The sequence below is a fragment of the Nonomuraea thailandensis genome (assembly GCF_024172165.1).
GTDB classification, from domain to species: Bacteria; Actinomycetota; Actinomycetes; order Streptosporangiales; family Streptosporangiaceae; genus Nonomuraea; species Nonomuraea thailandensis.
The window spans coordinates 11,559,363-11,576,933 of sequence record NZ_JAMZEB010000002.1; the positions used below are offsets into that span (position 1 = coordinate 11,559,363).

At 71.5% G+C, this 17,571-nt stretch carries 15 protein-coding genes; 5 read left to right on the forward strand and 10 right to left on the reverse strand.

The features are described from left to right. Positions 1–7: 7 nt before the first annotated feature. Positions 8–502, forward strand: coding sequence for a flavin reductase family protein (locus HD597_RS57860; protein WP_253757272.1), 495 nt, complete (start codon positions 8–10; stop codon positions 500–502). A 114-nt stretch (positions 503–616) separates the two neighbouring features. Here HD597_RS57860 and HD597_RS57865 read toward each other — a convergent pair whose 3' ends face one another. After that, positions 617–1,342 carry a hypothetical protein gene (locus HD597_RS57865; protein WP_253757274.1) on the reverse strand — a complete coding sequence of 242 codons (726 nt, stop codon included), beginning with the start codon at positions 1,340–1,342 and terminating at the stop codon, positions 617–619. 309 nt (positions 1,343–1,651) lie between these two features. Between HD597_RS57865 and HD597_RS57870 the strand changes: the two genes are divergently transcribed. Next, positions 1,652–2,071 carry a hypothetical protein gene (locus tag HD597_RS57870; RefSeq protein ID WP_253757276.1) on the forward strand — a complete coding sequence of 140 codons (420 nt, stop codon included), beginning with the start codon at positions 1,652–1,654 and terminating at the stop codon, positions 2,069–2,071. A 52-nt stretch (positions 2,072–2,123) separates the two neighbouring features. Here the strand turns inward: HD597_RS57870 and HD597_RS57875 are convergent, their stop codons facing one another. The 8 genes from HD597_RS57875 to HD597_RS67295 all read right to left on the reverse strand — a co-directional run bounded on the left by HD597_RS57875 (position 2,124) and on the right by HD597_RS67295 (position 14,358). Further along, positions 2,124–4,610 (reverse strand): penicillin acylase family protein, encoded by a 2,487-nt coding sequence (locus tag HD597_RS57875; RefSeq protein ID WP_253759924.1) that lies wholly within the window; start codon positions 4,608–4,610, stop codon positions 2,124–2,126. An 82-nt stretch (positions 4,611–4,692) separates the two neighbouring features. Further along, positions 4,693–6,060: a cysteine--tRNA ligase gene (gene cysS / locus HD597_RS57880; protein WP_253757278.1), complete on the reverse strand. Its 1,368-nt coding sequence runs from the start codon at positions 6,058–6,060 to the stop codon at positions 4,693–4,695. A gap of 20 nt (positions 6,061–6,080) precedes the next feature. Beyond that, positions 6,081–7,925 carry a sigma factor-like helix-turn-helix DNA-binding protein gene (locus tag HD597_RS57885; RefSeq protein ID WP_253757280.1) on the reverse strand — a complete coding sequence of 615 codons (1,845 nt, stop codon included), beginning with the start codon at positions 7,923–7,925 and terminating at the stop codon, positions 6,081–6,083. A gap of 48 nt (positions 7,926–7,973) precedes the next feature. Continuing rightward, a complete protein-coding gene (locus HD597_RS57890) occupies positions 7,974–9,794 on the reverse strand; it encodes a UvrD-helicase domain-containing protein (protein ID WP_253757282.1) in 1,821 nt (606 codons plus the stop codon). Positions 9,795–9,798: 4 nt separating this feature from the next. Then, entirely contained in the window at positions 9,799–11,931 is a 2,133-nt protein-coding gene (locus HD597_RS57895) for a hypothetical protein (RefSeq protein WP_253757284.1), read from the reverse strand. Between the two features lie 226 nt (positions 11,932–12,157). After that, positions 12,158–12,934 carry a class I SAM-dependent methyltransferase gene (locus tag HD597_RS57900; RefSeq protein ID WP_253757285.1) on the reverse strand — a complete coding sequence of 259 codons (777 nt, stop codon included), beginning with the start codon at positions 12,932–12,934 and terminating at the stop codon, positions 12,158–12,160. Positions 12,935–13,036: 102 nt separating this feature from the next. Next, complete coding sequence (locus tag HD597_RS57905) at positions 13,037–14,110, reverse strand: ABC transporter substrate-binding protein (protein ID WP_253757287.1); 1,074 nt, start codon at positions 14,108–14,110, stop codon at positions 13,037–13,039. 11 nt (positions 14,111–14,121) lie between these two features. Continuing rightward, positions 14,122–14,358 (reverse strand): putative acetyltransferase, encoded by a 237-nt coding sequence (locus tag HD597_RS67295; RefSeq protein WP_425572306.1) that lies wholly within the window; start codon positions 14,356–14,358, stop codon positions 14,122–14,124. A 106-nt stretch (positions 14,359–14,464) separates the two neighbouring features. Between HD597_RS67295 and fdxA the strand changes: the two genes are divergently transcribed. The 3 genes from fdxA (at position 14,465) to HD597_RS57920 (ending at position 16,724) form a co-directional block, all read left to right on the forward strand. Further along, positions 14,465–14,791, forward strand: a complete 327-nt coding sequence (gene fdxA, locus HD597_RS57910; RefSeq protein WP_080047500.1) for a ferredoxin — start codon at positions 14,465–14,467, stop codon at positions 14,789–14,791. A gap of 105 nt (positions 14,792–14,896) precedes the next feature. Beyond that, on the forward strand, positions 14,897–15,967 hold the full coding sequence (gene dapC / locus HD597_RS57915; protein WP_253757289.1) for a succinyldiaminopimelate transaminase: 1,071 nt from the start codon (positions 14,897–14,899) through the stop codon (positions 15,965–15,967). A gap of 97 nt (positions 15,968–16,064) precedes the next feature. Continuing rightward, positions 16,065–16,724 carry a DUF4178 domain-containing protein gene (locus tag HD597_RS57920; RefSeq protein ID WP_253757291.1) on the forward strand — a complete coding sequence of 220 codons (660 nt, stop codon included), beginning with the start codon at positions 16,065–16,067 and terminating at the stop codon, positions 16,722–16,724. A 6-nt stretch (positions 16,725–16,730) separates the two neighbouring features. Here the strand turns inward: HD597_RS57920 and HD597_RS57925 are convergent, their stop codons facing one another. Then, positions 16,731–17,549 carry a hypothetical protein gene (locus HD597_RS57925; protein ID WP_253757293.1) on the reverse strand — a complete coding sequence of 273 codons (819 nt, stop codon included), beginning with the start codon at positions 17,547–17,549 and terminating at the stop codon, positions 16,731–16,733. Positions 17,550–17,571 lie beyond the last annotated feature (22 nt).

Here is a 17,571-nt window from a genome sequence, read left to right on the forward strand (position 1 = left end):
TAGCTAGGTGCATTTCATCGAGCGGCACGTGGATCCAGGCGCGTATCGCAAGGTCGTGGGCCGCTTCGCCACCGGAGTCGCGATCGTGACGACCCGGCTGGGCGACGTCGATCACGCGATGACGATCAACTCCTTCACCTCCGTCTCCCTCGATCCCCTGCTCGTGCTGTTCTGCGCCGAGAAGGTGGCGCGTTTCCACGACGCCGTGATGGAGGCCGGGGTGTGGGGCGTGTCGGTCCTGCCGGCCTCCATGGAGGACGCCTCGCGCTTCTTCGCCCATCGGGGCAGGCCGCTGAACGGGCAGCTCGCCAGGTGGCCGCACCATCAGGGGGAGTCGGGGGTGGCGCTGTTCGACGAGGCCATCGCCACGGTGGAGTGCGCGACCACGGCGGTGCACGACGGCGGCGACCACTCGATCGTGGTGGGCGCGGTGACGGCGCTGGGCACGCCTGCGGACGGGGCGCCGCTCCTCTACCACGAGGGCCGCTACAAGTCCCTGTGAACGAGCCGCGAGGGTCGCTGCGAACTCCTCGGGACGTGCCGCGTGGGCCGCCGCGAGTTCCTGGGAACGAGTCGGGCCAGGCACGTGGCCTGGCCCGATCAAGGTGTCACGGCCCTACTGGGCGGCGGGAGCGCTGACCGACTCCGACGGCGAGGTCGTCGCGGTGTCGGTGGGAACGCTGGTGTCGGTCGGAACGCTCGTGTCGGTCGGCGCCGGGCTGTCAGCCGGGGGCTCGGTCGGGGTGTCGGCCGGGGACTCGGTCGGCGGCGGACAGGTCGGGATCTCGGTGGGGGTCTCGGTGGGGGTCTCGGTGGGAGTGTCCGTCGGGGTCGTGGTGGGGGTCTCGGTGGGGGTTTCCGTGGGGGTGACCGTGGGGGACACGGTGTCCGTCGGAGGGGTGACCGTCGGGGTTTCGGAGACGGTCGGCGTCGGCGTCGGGGTTTCCGGGACGGTGACCGTCGGGGAGACCGTGGCCGTGGGCTCCTCCGCGGGCGGAAGGGTGTCCGTCGGCTCGACGTACGGCTGACAGGTGAACGTCTCGGTGACCGTCGGCCCGGGCTCGGTGACGGTGACCGTGGGACCTGGTTCGGTCACCGTGACCGTCTCCCGGATGGTGACGGTCGGCAGGGGCGCCATGCTGACGCCGGCCTGCCCTCGCTTCTTGTACGTGCCCCGGCCCAGCCGGGTGGTGGCGCTTCCTTCGCCCCCGACGACCGTGAGGTCCAGGCTCGCGGTCTTACACGCTCTCCTCTTGCACACTCGCTGTTCGACGTTGAAGAACGCCGCCCCTTCGTAGGTGACCGAGACGTTCAGATAGGAGACGCCTCGCCTCTTGACCACCCGCGTCTCGGCGGTGTACTCCCCCTCAGTAGGGGGGCTCGTGGTCTCGGTCGGGGTCGGCGACGTCGTGGGGGGCGGCGACGTTGAGGGGTCGCCGGCTAACGCCACCTGCGCGTTGAGAGGAGTGTCAGTGAATCGTAGGGAATCGGTCGCTGACGTCTGGGTGATCGCAACTCCGCCGGCTCCTGCCAGTGCGACGGTGCCGAGCAGCGCGCCCAGGATGGAGAATCTCATAATCCTGCTCTTGTGGGAGATTTCAGGACGGGGATCATTATTCCGACTTGTCAAGATTGGTCAAGACTCAGACGCATGAACAGGCGCTTCCGGTTCCGGCGTGCGGTGAACTACGCGAACCTCTCGACACCGCTCGGCCTCATGATCGCGATCGTGGGCGGCGCGTCCAGGCTGCCCGGCCCCGACGGGCTCATCCTGGCCTTCGGCTACCGCTACCGCTTCCCCGTCGCGGGGGCGTTCACGGTCGGGAACGTGGTCCTGACCAGGAGAGACGCGCTGGACGAGCGGCTCGTCCTGCACGAAGGGCGGCACGCCACGCAGTGGGCCTGGTGCCTCGGGCTGCCGATGCTGCCGCTCTATCTGCTGGCCATGCTCGGCTCGGTGATCGTCTGCGGGCATCAGGCTTCGTACAACGTCTTCGAACGCCTGGCCGGTCTGGACGACGGCGGATACCCGCACAGGCACCTGTGGTGGCGGCGCACCAGGGGCTCCTGATTGACACGCTCTGTAAGAGGCGCCACCCCTGAGCGGGGGGCGGCGCCCGGCGTCAGGGCGTCAGTTTCAGCGTGTGAACCGCGGCCTTCCTGACCGATTCCGGCCTGGACCACATCGGCAGCAGGTCGCCCCGCGCCCACGCCTCGGCCTGGTCCCAGTAGTTGTCGTGGAAGGCGTGCCCGGAGGCTCCGGTCAGGTTGATCCACCGGGACTTGTCCAGGTCCGACAGGTCGACGACCATCCGCATCGACGGCACGGCCGTGATCCCGTAGCCGCTCTGAACGTTCCAGCCCGTGGCGTTCACCGCGTCCTTGCCCCCGGCCACCCGCAGCGGCCCCCGGTTGAACAGGGCCTCCACCGGCGCGATGCCCGAGGTCCCGAGCGAGTCGTGGACCAGTTCGAGCTGGTGCAGGTCGCCCCAGCGCCACGCCTTGACGTCCGTGCCGAGCCGGTCGGCGAGCTCCTGGTGCGCCGAGGCCAGGGCCTGGCGGAGGATGTCGTCGCGGGTCTCGGTGAGGTTCCTGGTGGTGGTGTCGTCCCAGAACGGGTCCTGAGGGGCCTCCAGGAGCCGCCTGACGACCTCGTACCAGCGGTCCCCGCCCGTGGGGCGGGCCGGCTCCGGCAGGTCGTCGTCGAACGTCAGCGTGAGCACGTGGCGCCAGACGGCGTTGAAGTACGCGGCGGCGGCCGAGCCCGTGCCCTGCTCGCCGTCCCACTCCTTGAGCAGGTCCCGCGCCTGGACCGACGGGCCCGCCAGGTCCACCCGCATGAGGGCGGGGACGAGCGTCCCGGCGAAGCCGTTGTGGGTGTCCTGCTGGATCTCGGACATGACGGCCGCGTCGATCGGGCCCTTCTTGATGGCCTCCTTGATCAGGGTGCGGATGCGTTCCGAGCGGTAGCCGTACGACCAGTCCTTGGTGAGCAGCGGCTTGTACCGCTCGGGGTCGATGACGGCGTTGTTGGCGGTGACGATGAAGCCGTCGGCCGGATCCTCGACCGAGGGGAGCTGGTCGTAGGGGACGGGGGCGGGGTTCCAGTCGTACTCGCCGGTCCAGCCGGGGACGGGCCAGGCGCCGTCGCCGCCGGCGCGCACGGGGATGCGGCCGGGGGCCTGATAGCCGATCTTGCCGGAGGTGTCGGCGTAGACGAGGTTCTGCGACGGGACGTCGAACAGGGACGCGGCCGCCTTGAACTCCTGCCAGTCGCCCGCCTTGTTCAGCGCGAAGACGGCGTCGGCCGTCCTGCCCGGCGTCAGCGCCGTCCACTGCAGGGCCACCGCGTTGGCCTCCCCGCTGGGCTCGGCGGTGGGGATGACCTCGTTGATCAGCGGGCCGTGCCGGGTGCTCCTGACGGTGATCGTGACGGTCTTGCCCCCCGCCACCTTGATCTTCTCCTGCCGGGTCTCCAGCGGCAGCCGGGAGCCCTTGTACAGGTACGTGTCGCCGTCCACCTGCTCCAGGAAGAGGTCGGCCACGTCGGGGCCGAGGTTCGTGAAGCCCCACGCGATCTTGTCCGTGTGCCCGATGATCACGCCGGGCACGCCCGAGAACGTGAACCCGGTCACGTCGTACGGGCACGCCTCCGTGATCTTCCGGCAGTGCAGCCCCGCCTGGTACCAGACGGACGGGAGCTGGGCCGACAGGTGCGGGTCGTTGGCCAGGAGCGGCCTGCCGCTGGTGGTGTACTCGCCGGAGATCACCCACGAGTTCGACCCGACGCCGGAGCGGTCGGCGGTGCTCATCGTGCTCGGCACGTCCGCCAGCGTGCCGGCGGCGTCGGCCAGTGCCCGGTTGCCGCGCAGCCGCGGCTCGGCCCGCTGGTCGAAGCGGCCCTGGAGGAGGGTGCCCTCGTTGACGATCGGCAGGTGCCGGTCGTAGGGGTAGCCGGGGTAGAGCTGCTCGACCCGCTCCCTGGGCAGCCTGGTCAGCGCCAGGGCGCGGTCGATCTCGTCCTCGACGTTGGAGCGCAGGTCCCACGCCATGGCCTTCAGCCAGGCCACGGAGTCGACCGGCGTCCACTTCTCGGGCGTGCCGCCGCCGCCCTGGAGCTTCAGGATGGAGTACTCGAGGCTGCGGTCGGAGGCGTTCGGGTTGGCACTGAGCCAGGAGTTGACCCCCTTGGCGTACGCGTCGAGGTAGTCCCGCGTCTCCTGGGCGAGCTCCGGCACCTCCTGCTCGGCGACCCTGCGCCAGCCCATGGTGCGCAGGGCCTTGTCGTTGCCGAGGGTGGAGGCGCCGAAGAGCTCCGAGAGCCGTCCGGCGGTCAGGTGGCGGCGGAAGTCCATCTCGAAGAAGCGGTCCTGGGCGTGGACGAAGCCCTGGGCCATGAACAGGTCCGCGGCACTGTCGGCATAGATGTGGGGGATCCCCGATTTATCCCGATAAATCTCGACGTTCCCGGTCAGGCCCGGAAGCCGGAGCGACCCGTCCACCTGCGGGAACGACTTGCGCACCGTGTAGACGACGACCCCTGCCAGCACCAGAACCAGTGCGAGAAGAACGGTCAATACCCGAGCGGACCACCGCAATGGCCGCGGCATCCACGCAAAGGGTCTCACCGCCACCTCCTTCATGCCGAACTGGCATCAAGTCTGGCAGTTCGTGATCACTCCTCCGGACGCTTCAGACCATCCAGGTCTGCCCCTCCGGGGTGTCGGAGACCCGCACACCGAGCTCGGCCAGCTCGTCGCGCAGGCGGTCGGAGCCGGCCCAGTCGTGCGACCCGCGCGCCCGCTCCCGCGCCTCCAGCAGCTCGGCGGCCCCGGGAGGCAGCACCCGCGGCTTGCCGATGTCGGTGGACAGATCGAGCCCCAGCACCTGATCCAGATGCAGGAACGTCTCGAACTTCGCCCCCGGCGCCACCGCCTCGTCCCGCTCCAGCTCCCGCAGGACGCGCAGCGCCGCCGGGGTGTCGAGGTCGTCGTCGAAGGCCGACTCGGCGCGGTCCGCGTACTCCCGCGACAGGGGCGCGCTGACCGACTCCGCCCACTCGGCCACCCTGGAACGCCACCTGCGCAGCGTGCGGTCGGCGGCCTTCAGCGTGTCCCACGTGAGGTTCATCTGCTGGCGGTAGCGGTGCTCCAGGAACGCCATGCGCACGGCCAGCGGGTCGAGGCCGGCCGCCGCCACATCCGACAGCAGCACCACGTTGCCCGTGGACTTGGCCATCTTCTGGCCGTCGAAGAGCAGGTGCTCCCCGTGCACCCAGTGATCCACCACCTCGTGGCCGGTCGCCGAGTTGGACTGCGCCCGCTCGTCCTCGTGGTGCGGGAAGCGCAGGTCGATCCCGGCGGTGTGGATCTCGAAGCGCGGCCCGAGAAAGCGCAGCGACATGGCCGAGCACTCCACGTGCCAGCCGGGGAAGCCCCGCCCCCACGGCGCCTCCCAGGTCAGCTCGCCCTCGCCGGGCTTCCACAGGGCCCAGTCGGCGTGGAAACGCTTGCGCGGATCGACGGCCCCGATGCGGTGGGCGGGCTTGAGCGCGTCGAGCCGGTTGCCGGAGATCTCCCCGTAGGAGGGGAACGTCCGTACGTCGAAGAACACCGACCCGTCGGGCACGGCGTAGGCGTGCCCCTGCTCGACCAGCTTGGCGATCAGCTCGACCATCAGGTCGACCGTCTCGCTGGCCCTCGGCGTGTGCTCGGGCGGCCGGAGGTTGAGCGCGGACGTGTCGGCCCTGAACGCCTCCTCGTAGTGGCGCGCGAGCTCCAGCGGCGAGCGGCCCTCCGCGCGCGCCCGCGCGAGGACCTTGTCCTCGCCCTCGTCGGCGTCGTCGGTGAGATGGCCGACGTCGGTGATGTTCTGACAGGCCACGACCCGCACCCGCCGCCGCTCCAGGACCCGTCTGATCAGGTCGGACAGCAGGTACGTACGCAGGTTGCCCACGTGCGCGTGCCGGTAGACCGTCGGCCCGCACGTGTACATCCGCACCGCGCGCCCGGCGGCGATCTCCTCGACCTGCCTGGCACGCGTGTCGTAGATCCGCAACATCTCCCGAGCTTAGCCCGGCGTCATCCGCCCAGGAAACCGAGGATGTCCCTGTCGCCGCGCTCGCGCAGCCTGCCCAGAACCTCCTCGCGGGTGGCCGTGTCGGGCAGCCCGATCCTGGCCCCGATCAGCCGCAGGCCCTCCATCTCCGAGCTGACGGGCGCGGTGTAGCCGAACAGGTAGAGCGCCCGGTTGATGGGCGGCATGTTGACGGGCGCGGCCGGCAGGTAGCGGGTCAGCAGCTCGCCGCCGTCGGACACGGTCAGGAAGACGTGGTCGCCCTCCTGCGCCTTGTACTCCGCCAGCACGTTGCGGATCGAGCCCATCGTGGGCTGGTTGTGCCAGCTGATCACCACGTCGCCGGACGGCGCGGAGGCCGTGAGCTGCCCGCCCGGCGCCATCCCCAGGTACGCCGCGAACCCCGTCGGCAGCGGCGACCCGGACCCGCGCAGGTGCTCGGCGTTGACGTCCACGCGGTGCCACCAGCGGCCGTCGCGGGAGCGGAAGCTGCGCCGCGTCTCCGAGACGTCCTTGCGCGGCTGGTACGGCTCCGCCTCACCGCCGGGGGCGGTGCCCGCCACCCTGATCCAGCCCCGCTGCGTGCGCTCGAACCCCGGCCCGCCCGAGTACGCGCGCACCGAGCTCTCGCTCACGTCGTAGCGGGAGGTCAGGTTCGCCACGATCGTGCTCACCGAGGCCTCGCCGCCGGCCCGCTCGATCTCCCTGGCGATCATCTCCCTGATCCCCAGGTACTCGTCGCCGCCCCACCTGGTCAGCCCGTACTTGTTGCGGTCGACCCGGCGGAAGCGCTCGTCGGCGGTGAGCTGGTTGCGGATGCCGACCAGGCTGTAGTCCTCGCCGATGCGCTCCTGGATCTCCTCGGGCGACAGCGGCGCGCCCGCCACCGCCAGCACCGCCTCGGCCTTCTCGTTGATGCTGCGCGGCCACGGCACCACGTGCTGGCCCAGCACGCGCAGCTGCGGCACGGCCAGGATCCACCGCTCGGCGACGTCCTCGCGCACGCCGAGCTGGGACACCATGGACACGGCCTCGCCCAGCGGGTGCGGCCCGTCGGCGAAGAGCTGGCGCGTCTTCTCCCTCAGCTCGTCGGCGCCGCCCGCCACCAGCCAGCCGTCGGCCTGCTCGTAACCGGTCAGCAGCGTGCGCACGAACCGCCACGCCGGGATCCCCAGCGTGCGCAGCTCGGTGCGGTGCCACGGCACGGTGGCCTGGAGGTCGTCGGCCGGGGCCGCGGAGCCCAGGCGGCCGCGCAGCCAGGCCACGTGCGCGACCAGCGCGGCGGCCTCCGGCCTGCTCAGCCAGGCCTCCACGTGGTCGCGCAGGTCGCGCTCGATCTGCCTGATCCGCTCCCGCGTCACCGAGAACCGCTGCGCCAGCTCGTCCAGAGTGGCCCGCTGCGTGGCGTACAGGCGGTCGCGGGCGATGGCCCGCTGCCGGTCGTCCAGCGCGCCGAACAGCTCGTCGATCAGCTCGGGCAGCGGCCTGTCCGGTCGGGACGGCGCGGGCACCGGCTCGGGCGCGGGCTCGAGCAGCCGGTCGAACACCCCGCTGAACAGCTTCTGCACCACGTCCTTGCCCAGCGTCTCCGGCGACCGCTCGGCCTCGGCGGGGTCGGAGAAGCGCAGCAGCGGCAGGATGTCGCCGAGCATGAGGTGCCCCCAGCAGGCCACGGCCAGGTCGGCCAGGTGGCCCGCGACGGTCTGCGTGCCGACGATGGCGCACGCGCGGTCGAGGGGGATCGCCTGCCACCAGGCCTCGGGCAGCTGGGGCTCCTCCACGATCGGCGCGATCTGACCAGGGGAGGTCCAGCGCAGGGGTGGCGCGAGGTCGCTCAGGCTGAGGTTCATTGAGGTCCAACCGGCAAAGGGAAGATATCCGCAGTTCAGACTATGTGATCAGAGGGGTAAAAACGGGCTGCCTCTTCCGGAATGGGAGATATAGAGCATCGAACGCGCCCGGGTGCAGGCGACGAACAGTATGCTCCGTTCGCGTTGCAGGGCACGAGCCCGCGCGTAAGGCTCCTCCGGAGGCGGCGCGGGCACCACGCCCTCCGCCACCCCGATGAGCGCCACCCGCTCGAACTCGAGCCCCTTCAACTGCTGGAAGGTCGACGCCCGCACGTCCAGGCCGGTCAGCGCGCGCTTGGCGGCGCGGACGAACCGCTGGTCGCGGGCCCCGACGGCGATCTCGCGGGCGGGCACGCCGTCCGCCAGCCACGCGTCGATCGTGCCGCGCAGCCCGCCCAGCTCCGCCTCCGGCGAGTCGTACGCCCTGACGACCGGCCGCTCGCCGTGCCGGGCCGAGCTGAAGGCCGACAGGTCGGTCACGCCCTTGACCAGGCCGGGCGAGGGGCTGCCGCCGCGCAGCCGCACGGCGAAGGAGAGCAGCTCCTGCGGCAGCCGGTGGGAGCGGTCGAGCGAGTGCTGGACGGCGGGGATGCCGACCGCGCCGAGCGCCACCTTCGTGTCGGTGACGCGCTGGTGCGGGTCGCCGACGACGAACAGGTCGTCGCGCGCCCGCGGCACGGCCGCCCTCAGCAGCCGCCACTGCGCCGGGCTGATGTCCTGCGCCTCGTCCACGACCATGTGACGGTACGGCTTGCGCCCCGGATCCACATCGTCGAGGAGATCACCTGTGGAGATCGACAGCAACCGGAGCGCGTCCTCCGTGAGCTGGGCCAGCGAGCGCGCGCCCGGGCCCACCAGCGGGGGGCGGCGGCCCTCCGCGCCGGCCACGATCCGGACGGCCAGGCGTTCGGCGTTGTCCACCTCGACCCGCTTGCGCACCACCTCGTCCTCGATCAGCAGGTCCAGCTTCGCCGACAGCTCGTCGGCCAGGCTCTGCGAGAACGTCACCAGCAGCACGGGGCCCGCCCCCCGCGCCGCCAGGTGGGCCGCCCGGTGCAGCGCGACGACCGTCTTGCCGGTGCCCGCGCCGCCCACGACCAGCACCGGATGCTCGAACCTGGCCGCCCTGGCCAGCCGGTGCTGCGGCGGGTACAGGAACGTGCACCAGGCCGGCGCCTCCAGCACCCGGTCCAGCGCGACCTTGTCGGAGACGAACGCCGCCCGGTCAGGGCTGCGTCGCAGCGCCGCGTAAAGGTCCTCGGGGTCGATCGGGCCGGGCTCCTGCTCGGTGGCGCGCCAGGCGTTCAGCTCCCGCCACGCCTCCGACAGCGAGCCGCCCCTGGCCAGCACCGCCAGCGGGACGTACTGGGTGGGCGGCAGCAGCGGCTCCAGCGCGGCCACGTCGGCCTCGGTCGTGACCAGGCGGAACAGCGGCAGCGCCGCCAGGTCCAGGCCCAGCCCGAGCAGGTCGCCGTCGCAGATCGGCGCGAACAGCCTGGCGGACCTGGCGGACCGGCGTAAGGCGGGCTCCACCCGCTCCAGCGCCTCGGCGTCCCACTCCTCCACGACGCCGATCGCCGGGTTGACGCCGTAGCGGTGGCGGCGGGCGTACGACCAGGCCTCGGGGTCGGGCAGCAGCGTGCGCAGCCAGTAGACGTCCCGCTGCCGCACCACCACCCCGCGATGGCCCTCGGTCAGCCGCAGGGTCGCCACCCGCGGGTCCCTGGCGCCCCTGACCCTCTCGGGGTGCGGGGCGCCCGACACGTTCAGCAGGAACCGGCGCAGCGCGACCACGGCGTCCCTGCGCACCGGCTGGGCCAGTGCGCTGAGCTCCCTGGGAAACTCAGGGCCGATCGCGAGCCGCGGCACCGGCTCAGTCCAGGAGCTCGAGCAGGTCGTGATCCCCGCGTTCGCGGAGCCTGTCGAGCAAGTCTGGCAGCGCGACGGGCCCCGTCATGCCGATCCTGGTGGCGATCACCCTGGCCGCCTGGTCGCGGGTGCCTCCCGGGGCCGTGTACCCCACCAGGCGCAGCGCCTTGGTGATCTTCTCGGCCCCCTGGGCGGCGACCGGGAGGTGCCTGGCCCGCAGCACCCCCTCGTCCGACAGCGTCAGGAACAGGTGGCCGCCCTCCCGGGCGCCCACGTCCACCAGCAGCCGCTCGATGCTCTGGAGGATCGGCTTGCCGTGCCAGATCATGTTCAGCTCGCCCGCGGCGCTCCTGACCATCCTGCTCTCGCCCGGCGACAGCCCCAGGTACGAGGCGAACCCCGTCGGCAGCGCGCACTCACCGCCCGCGAGCTGCTCGGCCGTGACGTCGATGCGCAGCCACCAGCGGCCGTCGGGCTGCCTGAAGCAGCGCTGCGTCTGGGAGACGTCCTTCAGCGGCTGGTACGGCTTGTCCGGCTCGCCGTTGGCCTCCTGCGCCGGCTGGGCGACCGGCGTGAACGCCTGGAACTGCGGCGGACCAGGGGGCGGCGGCGTCATCCCGACCGGGCCGAACGCCGAGGGCACCAGCTCCACCGGCGGTTGCGGCTGCTGCTGGAACGGCTTGCGCTGCGGCAGCGGCGGCGGCGGGAGCTCCGGCTGCGGCGGGGGAGGAGGCGGCGGCGGGGCCAGCGTGGCCAGCACGAACTGCCACGCGGGGACCTCCAGCGCCTGGATCTCCACGCTGTGCCAGTCGGCCGCGTCGATGAGCTGCTCCTTGGGGGCCGCGGGGCCCAGGGTCCTGGTCAGCTCGTCGAGGTGCGCCCGGTACGGGGCCGCCTCGTCGCTGGACAGCCAGGAGTCCAGGCGGGCGCGGAGCTCGTCCTCGGTGGCGGAGATCTCCGCCGGGGGGACGGCGAACAGCTTGGCGAGCTGGTCCACGGCCGAGGGCTCGTCGGTGAAGACCCGGTTCTGGGCCACCGCCCAGCTCTTGTCGTCGAGACCGGCGAAGGCGGCCTCGATGAGCTCGGGCAGCGGGCGCTCCCGCCCGTCGGCCTCGGCCTGGAGCGCCTCGGCCTCCTGGATCGCCGGCTCGGGGGCGGGCTCGTCGGCGGCGTCCAGCACCGGCGAGGGCTCCGGGTCGCGGGCCTCGTCGGCCGCCGGCTCGGCGTCGGCGTCCAGGACCCGCTCGGCCTCCTCCGGCTCCTCCTCGTCCAGCGTGGCGCTCTCGTGGTGCGCCGCGGCCTCGCGGGGCTCGTCGTGACGCGCGTCGAGCGCATCCCCGGCGTAGGCATCCGCGGCGTAGGCGTCCTCGGCGGCGCGTCCGGCGCCGGGCTCGTCCTCCGCGACGGGCTCGGCGCGGTGAGCATCCTCCGACGGCTCCTCGGGAGCCTCCGGAGCGGCATCGCGCTCCTCGACGCCCTCAGCGGCGTGCTGCGCGGCGACCGGCTCGGAGCCCTCCTCCTCGGCCACCTCCGCCCGCTCCGGCGCCGCAGCGGGCGACTCAGCCTCGCCGGCGACGTGAGCGTGCCCGGTGACGTCCCCCGGTTCGTGCGCGACGGACTCGTGCTCGACGGCCGCCTGCTCGACGGGCTCATGGGAGACCGGCTCGTGGGTGACGGGCTCGTGGGTGACGGGCTCAGGGGCGACGGGCTCAGGGGCGACGGGCTCAGGGGCGACGGGCTCAGGGGCGACGGGCTCAGGGGCGACGACGGGCTCGTGGACGGCTGGCGCGTGGGTGAAGGACTCCGCCGGCAGGGAGGTGACGTGCTTGGGCGCGTCCTCGCCGCGCGGGTGCGCCAGCCGCACCAGGACGGCCGAGAACAGCGTGTTCAGCACCGGCCGGGCCTGGATGAACGGCTGGTCCACCAGCTCCCGGCTGGTCAGCGCGAGCAGCCCGGCCCACGACCCGGCGCGGTCGAGCGCGATCGCGACGGCGGGCTCGTCGGCCTCCTCAGGGTCCAGGACGTGCAGCGCCGGCAGGACGTCGCCCACCGCCGCCGCGGGCCAGTGCTCAAGGGCGATCTCCGTCAGCAGCTCACCCAGTGACTCGGGGCCGATCGCCGCCAGGACGAGCGGCATGGGCAAACTGCGCCACCACGCATCCGGCAGGTCCGGCTGCCCGGTGAGTAGCGTGATCGTCGACGAGTCGCTCCACCTCAACGGTGGTACGAGGTCGCTCAGGCAGAAGTTCATCCCGTTCCGTTCACCAGCCCCTCACGCCGCCGCAGCGGTGCAGCCATAATCTCGCCGCCCACGGAACAGACCATAGTCCGGCAAATCAGCCCTACGCATCATGCTCGACGCATCAACGCCGAACAGCGGCAAAGCGTAGACGCACGTAGTCGGCCATCCAGCCACTCTCCCTGCGAAGCGCGGGCGCGGCCAGCTCGTTCACGCGCCGGAGCAGGGGCTCCACGATCTCGGGGGGAAGCCCTTCGAGCACCGGGGCGGCGAACATGCGCACCCAGTCGGCGGCCCCGCCGGGGCACTCGTCCAGGGGAGTCGGCCGGTCGAAGTATTCGAGCAACCTGACCACGAACCCCTCCTGCTCGAGGCGGCGGGCGTACTCGGCAGGCGTGGGAAAGTACCACGGCAGCTCGGGCTCGCGCAGGCCGTACTCGCGCCAGGCGGTCAGCATCGCGGTGGTCAGCTCGGCGCAGTTGCCGGCCCCGCCCATCTCCGCGACGAAGCGCCCGCCAGGCACGAGTGCCTCGCGGACGCTGGCGATCACGGCGCCGGGGTCGCGGCTCATCCAGTGCAGCGCGGCGTTGGAGAACACCGCGTCGTACGGATCCACGACCGTGAAGTCGTGCCCGTCGCCGATGATGAAGTTGATGCCCGGATACTGGGCGAGCGCCTTCTCGATCATCGCCGCGGAGCCGTCGATCCCGAGGACCTCGGCGCCCCTGAAGGCGAGCTGAGCGGTCAGCACCCCGGTGCCGCAGCCGAGGTCGAGCACGCGCTCGCCGGGCCGCGGGTCCAGCAGGTCGACCAGTGGCGCGCCCTGCGTGGAGACGTAGCCGAAGCTGCTGTCGTAGGCGCGACTGTTCCACCGCTCCAAGCTCGGTGTGTCGTATCGCAAGACGATCAGCTCACATTCGATCAGACATCGGGCCCCCGTGGCCGTGCTGTCTGTTCACTTTAGAGCCTGATCGTCCCTACGACATATCAAGTCACTTCGGACTCACCCCACGCTCTTCGCCCATTCCCTCTTCAGGTACGCCTTCGCGGCGTCGGCCTGCGGAATCGTCATGAGCACGGGCGGGCCGGGCGGCCTGGGCAGTTTCGCGGCCTGCTCGGTGTCGAGCGTGCCCTTCATGAGCATCGCCTCGCCGCGCGCCGGGCGGGCGAAGCCCTTCTGGAGCAGGTTCTGGCCCTCGTCGGAGAACAGGAACTCCTGCCACAGCCGGGCCGCCGCCGGGTGCGGGGCCGCCTTGCTGACGGCCTGCACGTGGTAGCCGCCGAGTGCGGAGTCGCGCGGGATGGTGACCTTCCAGGCCTCGGGGTGGCTGGCGCCGCGGGCCGCGTTCAGGTGGTCCCAGGCGACGATCACGTTGGCCTTGGCCGGCTCGGTGAGCCGCCCCTCCTGCTTGAGCTTGGCGAACAGCGCCACGCCCTGCTCGGGCCGCGGCACGCCCGCGCGCAGCGAGGCCGCCATGACCCCGTCGAACGCCGCCGCCGCGCGCAGGGGGTCGCCGTCGAGCGCGACCCGGTGGCCGGGCTTGAGCAGGTCGGCGAAGGCGGCCGGCGGTTTGACCTCGCGCGGGTCGTACCCGATGGACATGTAGCCGCCGTAGGCGGCGTACCAGGCGCCGGACGGGTCCTTGACGTGGTCGGGCAGGTCCTGCCAGCCCTGCACCTTGTACGGCGCGAAGCGGTCGGCCCCCGAGACGGCCACGTCCATGGTCAGGTCGAACACGTCGGGCCTGAGCTTGGGCGCGATCTCCAGCTCCCGCGCGCTGCTGGCCCCCGGTTCGAGCTGGTTGACCTTGATGTCGTACTTGTCGGCGAAGGTGTCGATGATCTCGCCGTAGTTGACCCAGTCGCGGGGCAGGGCGATCACGTTCAGCTCACCCTCGCGCCTGGCGGCCTCGGCGAGGCGCTCCATGGTGCCGAAGCCGGCCTTCAGCGAGCCGGCCTGGGCGTTGACGGGCGGCAGGTTCTTGCTCTCCGTCGTGGTGGTGGATTCGGTGGACGACGCGCCGCATCCGGCGCTGGCGAGGATGGCTGCTGCGGCGGCGCAGGTACGTACAGTCACACAACGAATACTTACTGTTGCATTCGCCCAGGTCGAGGAGGCGCGGCCGGAACGACCCTGGCGGCCACCAGGCTCTCCTCGGGGATCGTCACCACCGTGCCGTCTTTTTTGCGGACTTCGAGCACGCCGTCCGCCCACGACACGAGGATCCCGACAGCATCCCGAAACCCGCCGGGAACCCGTCTCCGAGTGGTGATCCGTGCGCCTATGTCCTGACTTGTAATGGCGATAACGAGCCGTGCGACCACGAGTTTGCCACCCTCCGTTTCGGCCAGCCGGCAAGCACGGCAATACTAGGGCGTAGCAAACCGCGGTCAGAGTCATGCCATGGTGCTGGAGAAGAAGGAGCTCGAGGTGACCTACGTCATCGCGCAGCCTTGCGTGGACGTCCTGGACAAGGCGTGCATCGAGGAGTGCCCCGTCGATTGCATCTACGAGGGCGAGCGCATGCTTTACATCCACCCCGACGAGTGCGTGGACTGCGGCGCGTGCGAGCCTGTGTGCCCCGTCGAGGCGATCTTCTACGAGGACGACCTTCCCGAGCAGTGGAAGGACTTCTACAAGGCGAACGTGGACTTCTTCGAAGACCTCGGCTCGCCCGGTGGGGCCTCGAAGGTCGGCAAGATCGACAAGGACCACCCGGTCGTGGCGGCCCTGCCGCCGCAGGGCGAGGACCACTAAGCGTCCCGTCAACGCCGTGCACGGGGGCATCCGGCGAAGGTGGATGCGCCCCGTTCGCGCGGCGTGCCCGCGCCGACGTACGGCAACGCGACACCCTGGAGAATCGTGAACAAGCTGCCTGACTTCCCCTGGGACCGGCTGGAGCCGTACAAGGAGCGCGCGCTGGCACATCCCGGCGGCATCGTCGATCTGTCGATCGGCACGCCCGTCGACCCCGTGCCCCGGCTCGTCCAGGACGCGCTCGCGCAGGCGGCCGACAGCCCCGGCTACCCCTTCACCCACGGCACCAAGGCGCTGCGCGAGGCCGCCGCCGGGTGGCTGGGCCGCAGGCACGGCGTCACGGTCGACCAGCGGGACGTGCTGCCGCTGATCGGCTCCAAGGAGTTCGTCGCCTGGCTGCCCACCTATCTGGGCGCCAAGCGGGTGGTCTTCCCCGAGCTGGCCTACCCCACCTACGACGTGGGCGCCCGCCTGGCGGGGGCGACCGGCACGGCCTCCGACAGCACGCTCGCGCTCGGCCCCGAGCCGGTGGACCTCGTCTGGGTCAACTCGCCGGGCAACCCCACGGGCCGGGTGCTGCCCGCCGAGCACCTGCGCAAGGTCGTGGCCTGGGCCCGCGAGCGCGGCGCGGTCGTCGCCTCCGACGAGTGCTACATCGAGCTCGGCTGGGAGGAGCGCCCGGTCTCGATCCTGCACCCCGACGTCTGCGGCGGCTCCCACGAGGGGCTGCTCGCCGTCCACTCGCTCTCCAAGCGCTCCAACCTGGCCGGCTACCGCGCCGGGTTCGTGACCGGCGACCCGGCGCTGGTCAAGCGGCTGCTGGAGATCCGCAAGCACGCGGGCATGCTGATGCCCCAGCCCGTCCAGGCGGCCATGACGGCGGCGTTCTCCGACGACGAGCACGCCGACCGGCAGCGCGAGCTGTACGCCGCCCGCCGCGCCCTGCTGCGCCCCGCGCTGGAGAAGGCCGGGTGGAGCATCGACCACTCGACCGCGGGCCTGTACTTCTGGGCGTCGAACGGGCAGAGCGCCTGGGATCAGGTAGGCAAGCTTTCCGAAATCGGGATTTTGGTCGCGCCGGGCGAGTTCTACGGATCGGCAGGTGGGCGGCACATCCGCATCGCCGTCACCGCCACCGACGAACGGATCGGTGCGGCGGTGCGCCGCCTCCAGTAGGATCGCCCGTCATAGCGAGCCGGGCCCGCCGGCTCGTCACGCATACATTGAATAAGGGCTAACGCCGAGGCAGACCGCGAGTGGAGCGAGCTGATCGATGAGCATGACCTCCATGGTCGTACTCGGGCTGAGCATCGCCACCGTCCTGCTGCTGCTCGGGGCCTTCTGGGCCACGCTGCGGCAAGACAGGAAGGGCCGCCGTACGAGCACGCCGCCTGCCGAGGTCGCCGCGATCGAGACCCCGCTGGCCGCGCCGGTGAGCGCCCCTGGCCATGTCGGCACCGACTACACCGACCCTCGCACGATCCGGATCGGCGACCGGATCGAAGTGCTCGGAGCTCCCGCCCGCGTGCTCGGCGCCATGCACATCTCCTGGCAGGGGCACCAGTGGGTCGAGTTCCTGCTGCGTGACGCCTCGCGGCGCTTCCAGTGGCTCTCGGTCGAGGTGCGCGCGGGGGACCCGCCGCACCTGGAGGTGCAGCTCTGGAACGAGGTGCCCACCCAGGGCATGGTGCCGGCCAAGAGCATGATCATCATGGAGGGTGTGGAGTTCTTCCCGATGGACCGGGGCACGGCCGCCTTCCGCAGCGAGGGCGACACGGGCAATCCCGACAGGGGGCTGCTCGACTTCGCCGACTACCGGGCCTCCGACGGGCGGCTGCTGTCCTTCGAGCGCATCCAGGGCGGCTCCTGGACCGCGAGCTACGCCCAGCCCCTCCCGCCGGGCTCCATCTCCATCGTGCGGCGCGCCTCCTGATCCGGGCTAGGCCAGGTCCACCTTGCGCGCGCCGGCCGAGCCGCCCTGCTGCCAGCCGTCGGTCTCGAGGTCGTTGACCCAGGTGGCGCCGTCGTAGTCCACCTTCCTGAGCGCGTACGTCTCGGCGTGGGCCACCGACCACGCGGCCACCAGCCACCCGCGCTTCTTCGTGGTGATCGTCGTGCTGCCCATCGCCCTGGCGAGCTGTTTGCGGGCCTCGGCCGTGCGCGGCCGGGGGACGGGCGTGCTGTCCGAGGGGTACCAGCAGTGCACGGCCTTCGGCACCCGGCCGGTGAAGGCGGCGGCGAGGATCTTGGCCTCGGTCTCGTGCGGCGCGTACGCGTAGCCGCCCGCCGAGCGCTGCACGGCCTGCGCCGCCTCCGCCAGCGGGATCTTCCGGTAGTTCTTCACCTTGACCAGCGCGGCGAAGAACTTGTTCGTGGCGTAGACCGGGTCCATGAGCTGCTTCTTGCTGCCCCAGCCCTGCGACTCGCGCTGCTGGAACACCCCGACCGAGTCGCGGTCGCCCCAGTCGAGATTCTGGATCTTCGACTCCTGCATCGCCGTGGCGTAGGCGATGACCACGGCCCGCTCGGGCAGCCGGCGGCGCGCCGCGACGGCCGCGATGGTGGCGGCGATCTGCGCCTGCTCGGGCAGCAGGGAGCGCACTCCGTCGGGGGTCGTCACGGAGCAGAACGCGTCCTGTGGCGCGGCGAGCTGAGGCACCTTCTTGAACACCCAGTAGAGACCGGCGGAGACGCCCACGGCGAGCACGACGACGATGATCGCGATGGTGATGACTCCACGTGAGAAGCGCAGGCGCACCCTGAAAAACCTACCCGGCCGG

Bases quoted from the DNA above. Each gene is read 5' to 3' on its own strand.
- cysS (WP_253757278.1), bottom strand. From the start codon at position 6,060: ATGTTGCGGATCTACGACACGCGTGCCAGGCAGGTCGAGGAGATCGCC.
- HD597_RS57870 (WP_253757276.1), top strand. From the start codon at position 1,652: ATGAACAGGCGCTTCCGGTTCCGGCGTGCGGTGAACTACGCGAACCTC.
- HD597_RS57920 (WP_253757291.1), top strand. From the start codon at position 16,065: ATGAGCATGACCTCCATGGTCGTACTCGGGCTGAGCATCGCCACCGTC.
- HD597_RS57885 (WP_253757280.1), bottom strand. From the start codon at position 7,925: ATGAACCTCAGCCTGAGCGACCTCGCGCCACCCCTGCGCTGGACCTCC.
- HD597_RS57895 (WP_253757284.1), bottom strand. From the start codon at position 11,931: ATGCCGCTCGTCCTGGCGGCGATCGGCCCCGAGTCACTGGGTGAGCTG.
- HD597_RS57875 (WP_253759924.1), bottom strand. From the start codon at position 4,610: ATGCCGCGGCCATTGCGGTGGTCCGCTCGGGTATTGACCGTTCTTCTC.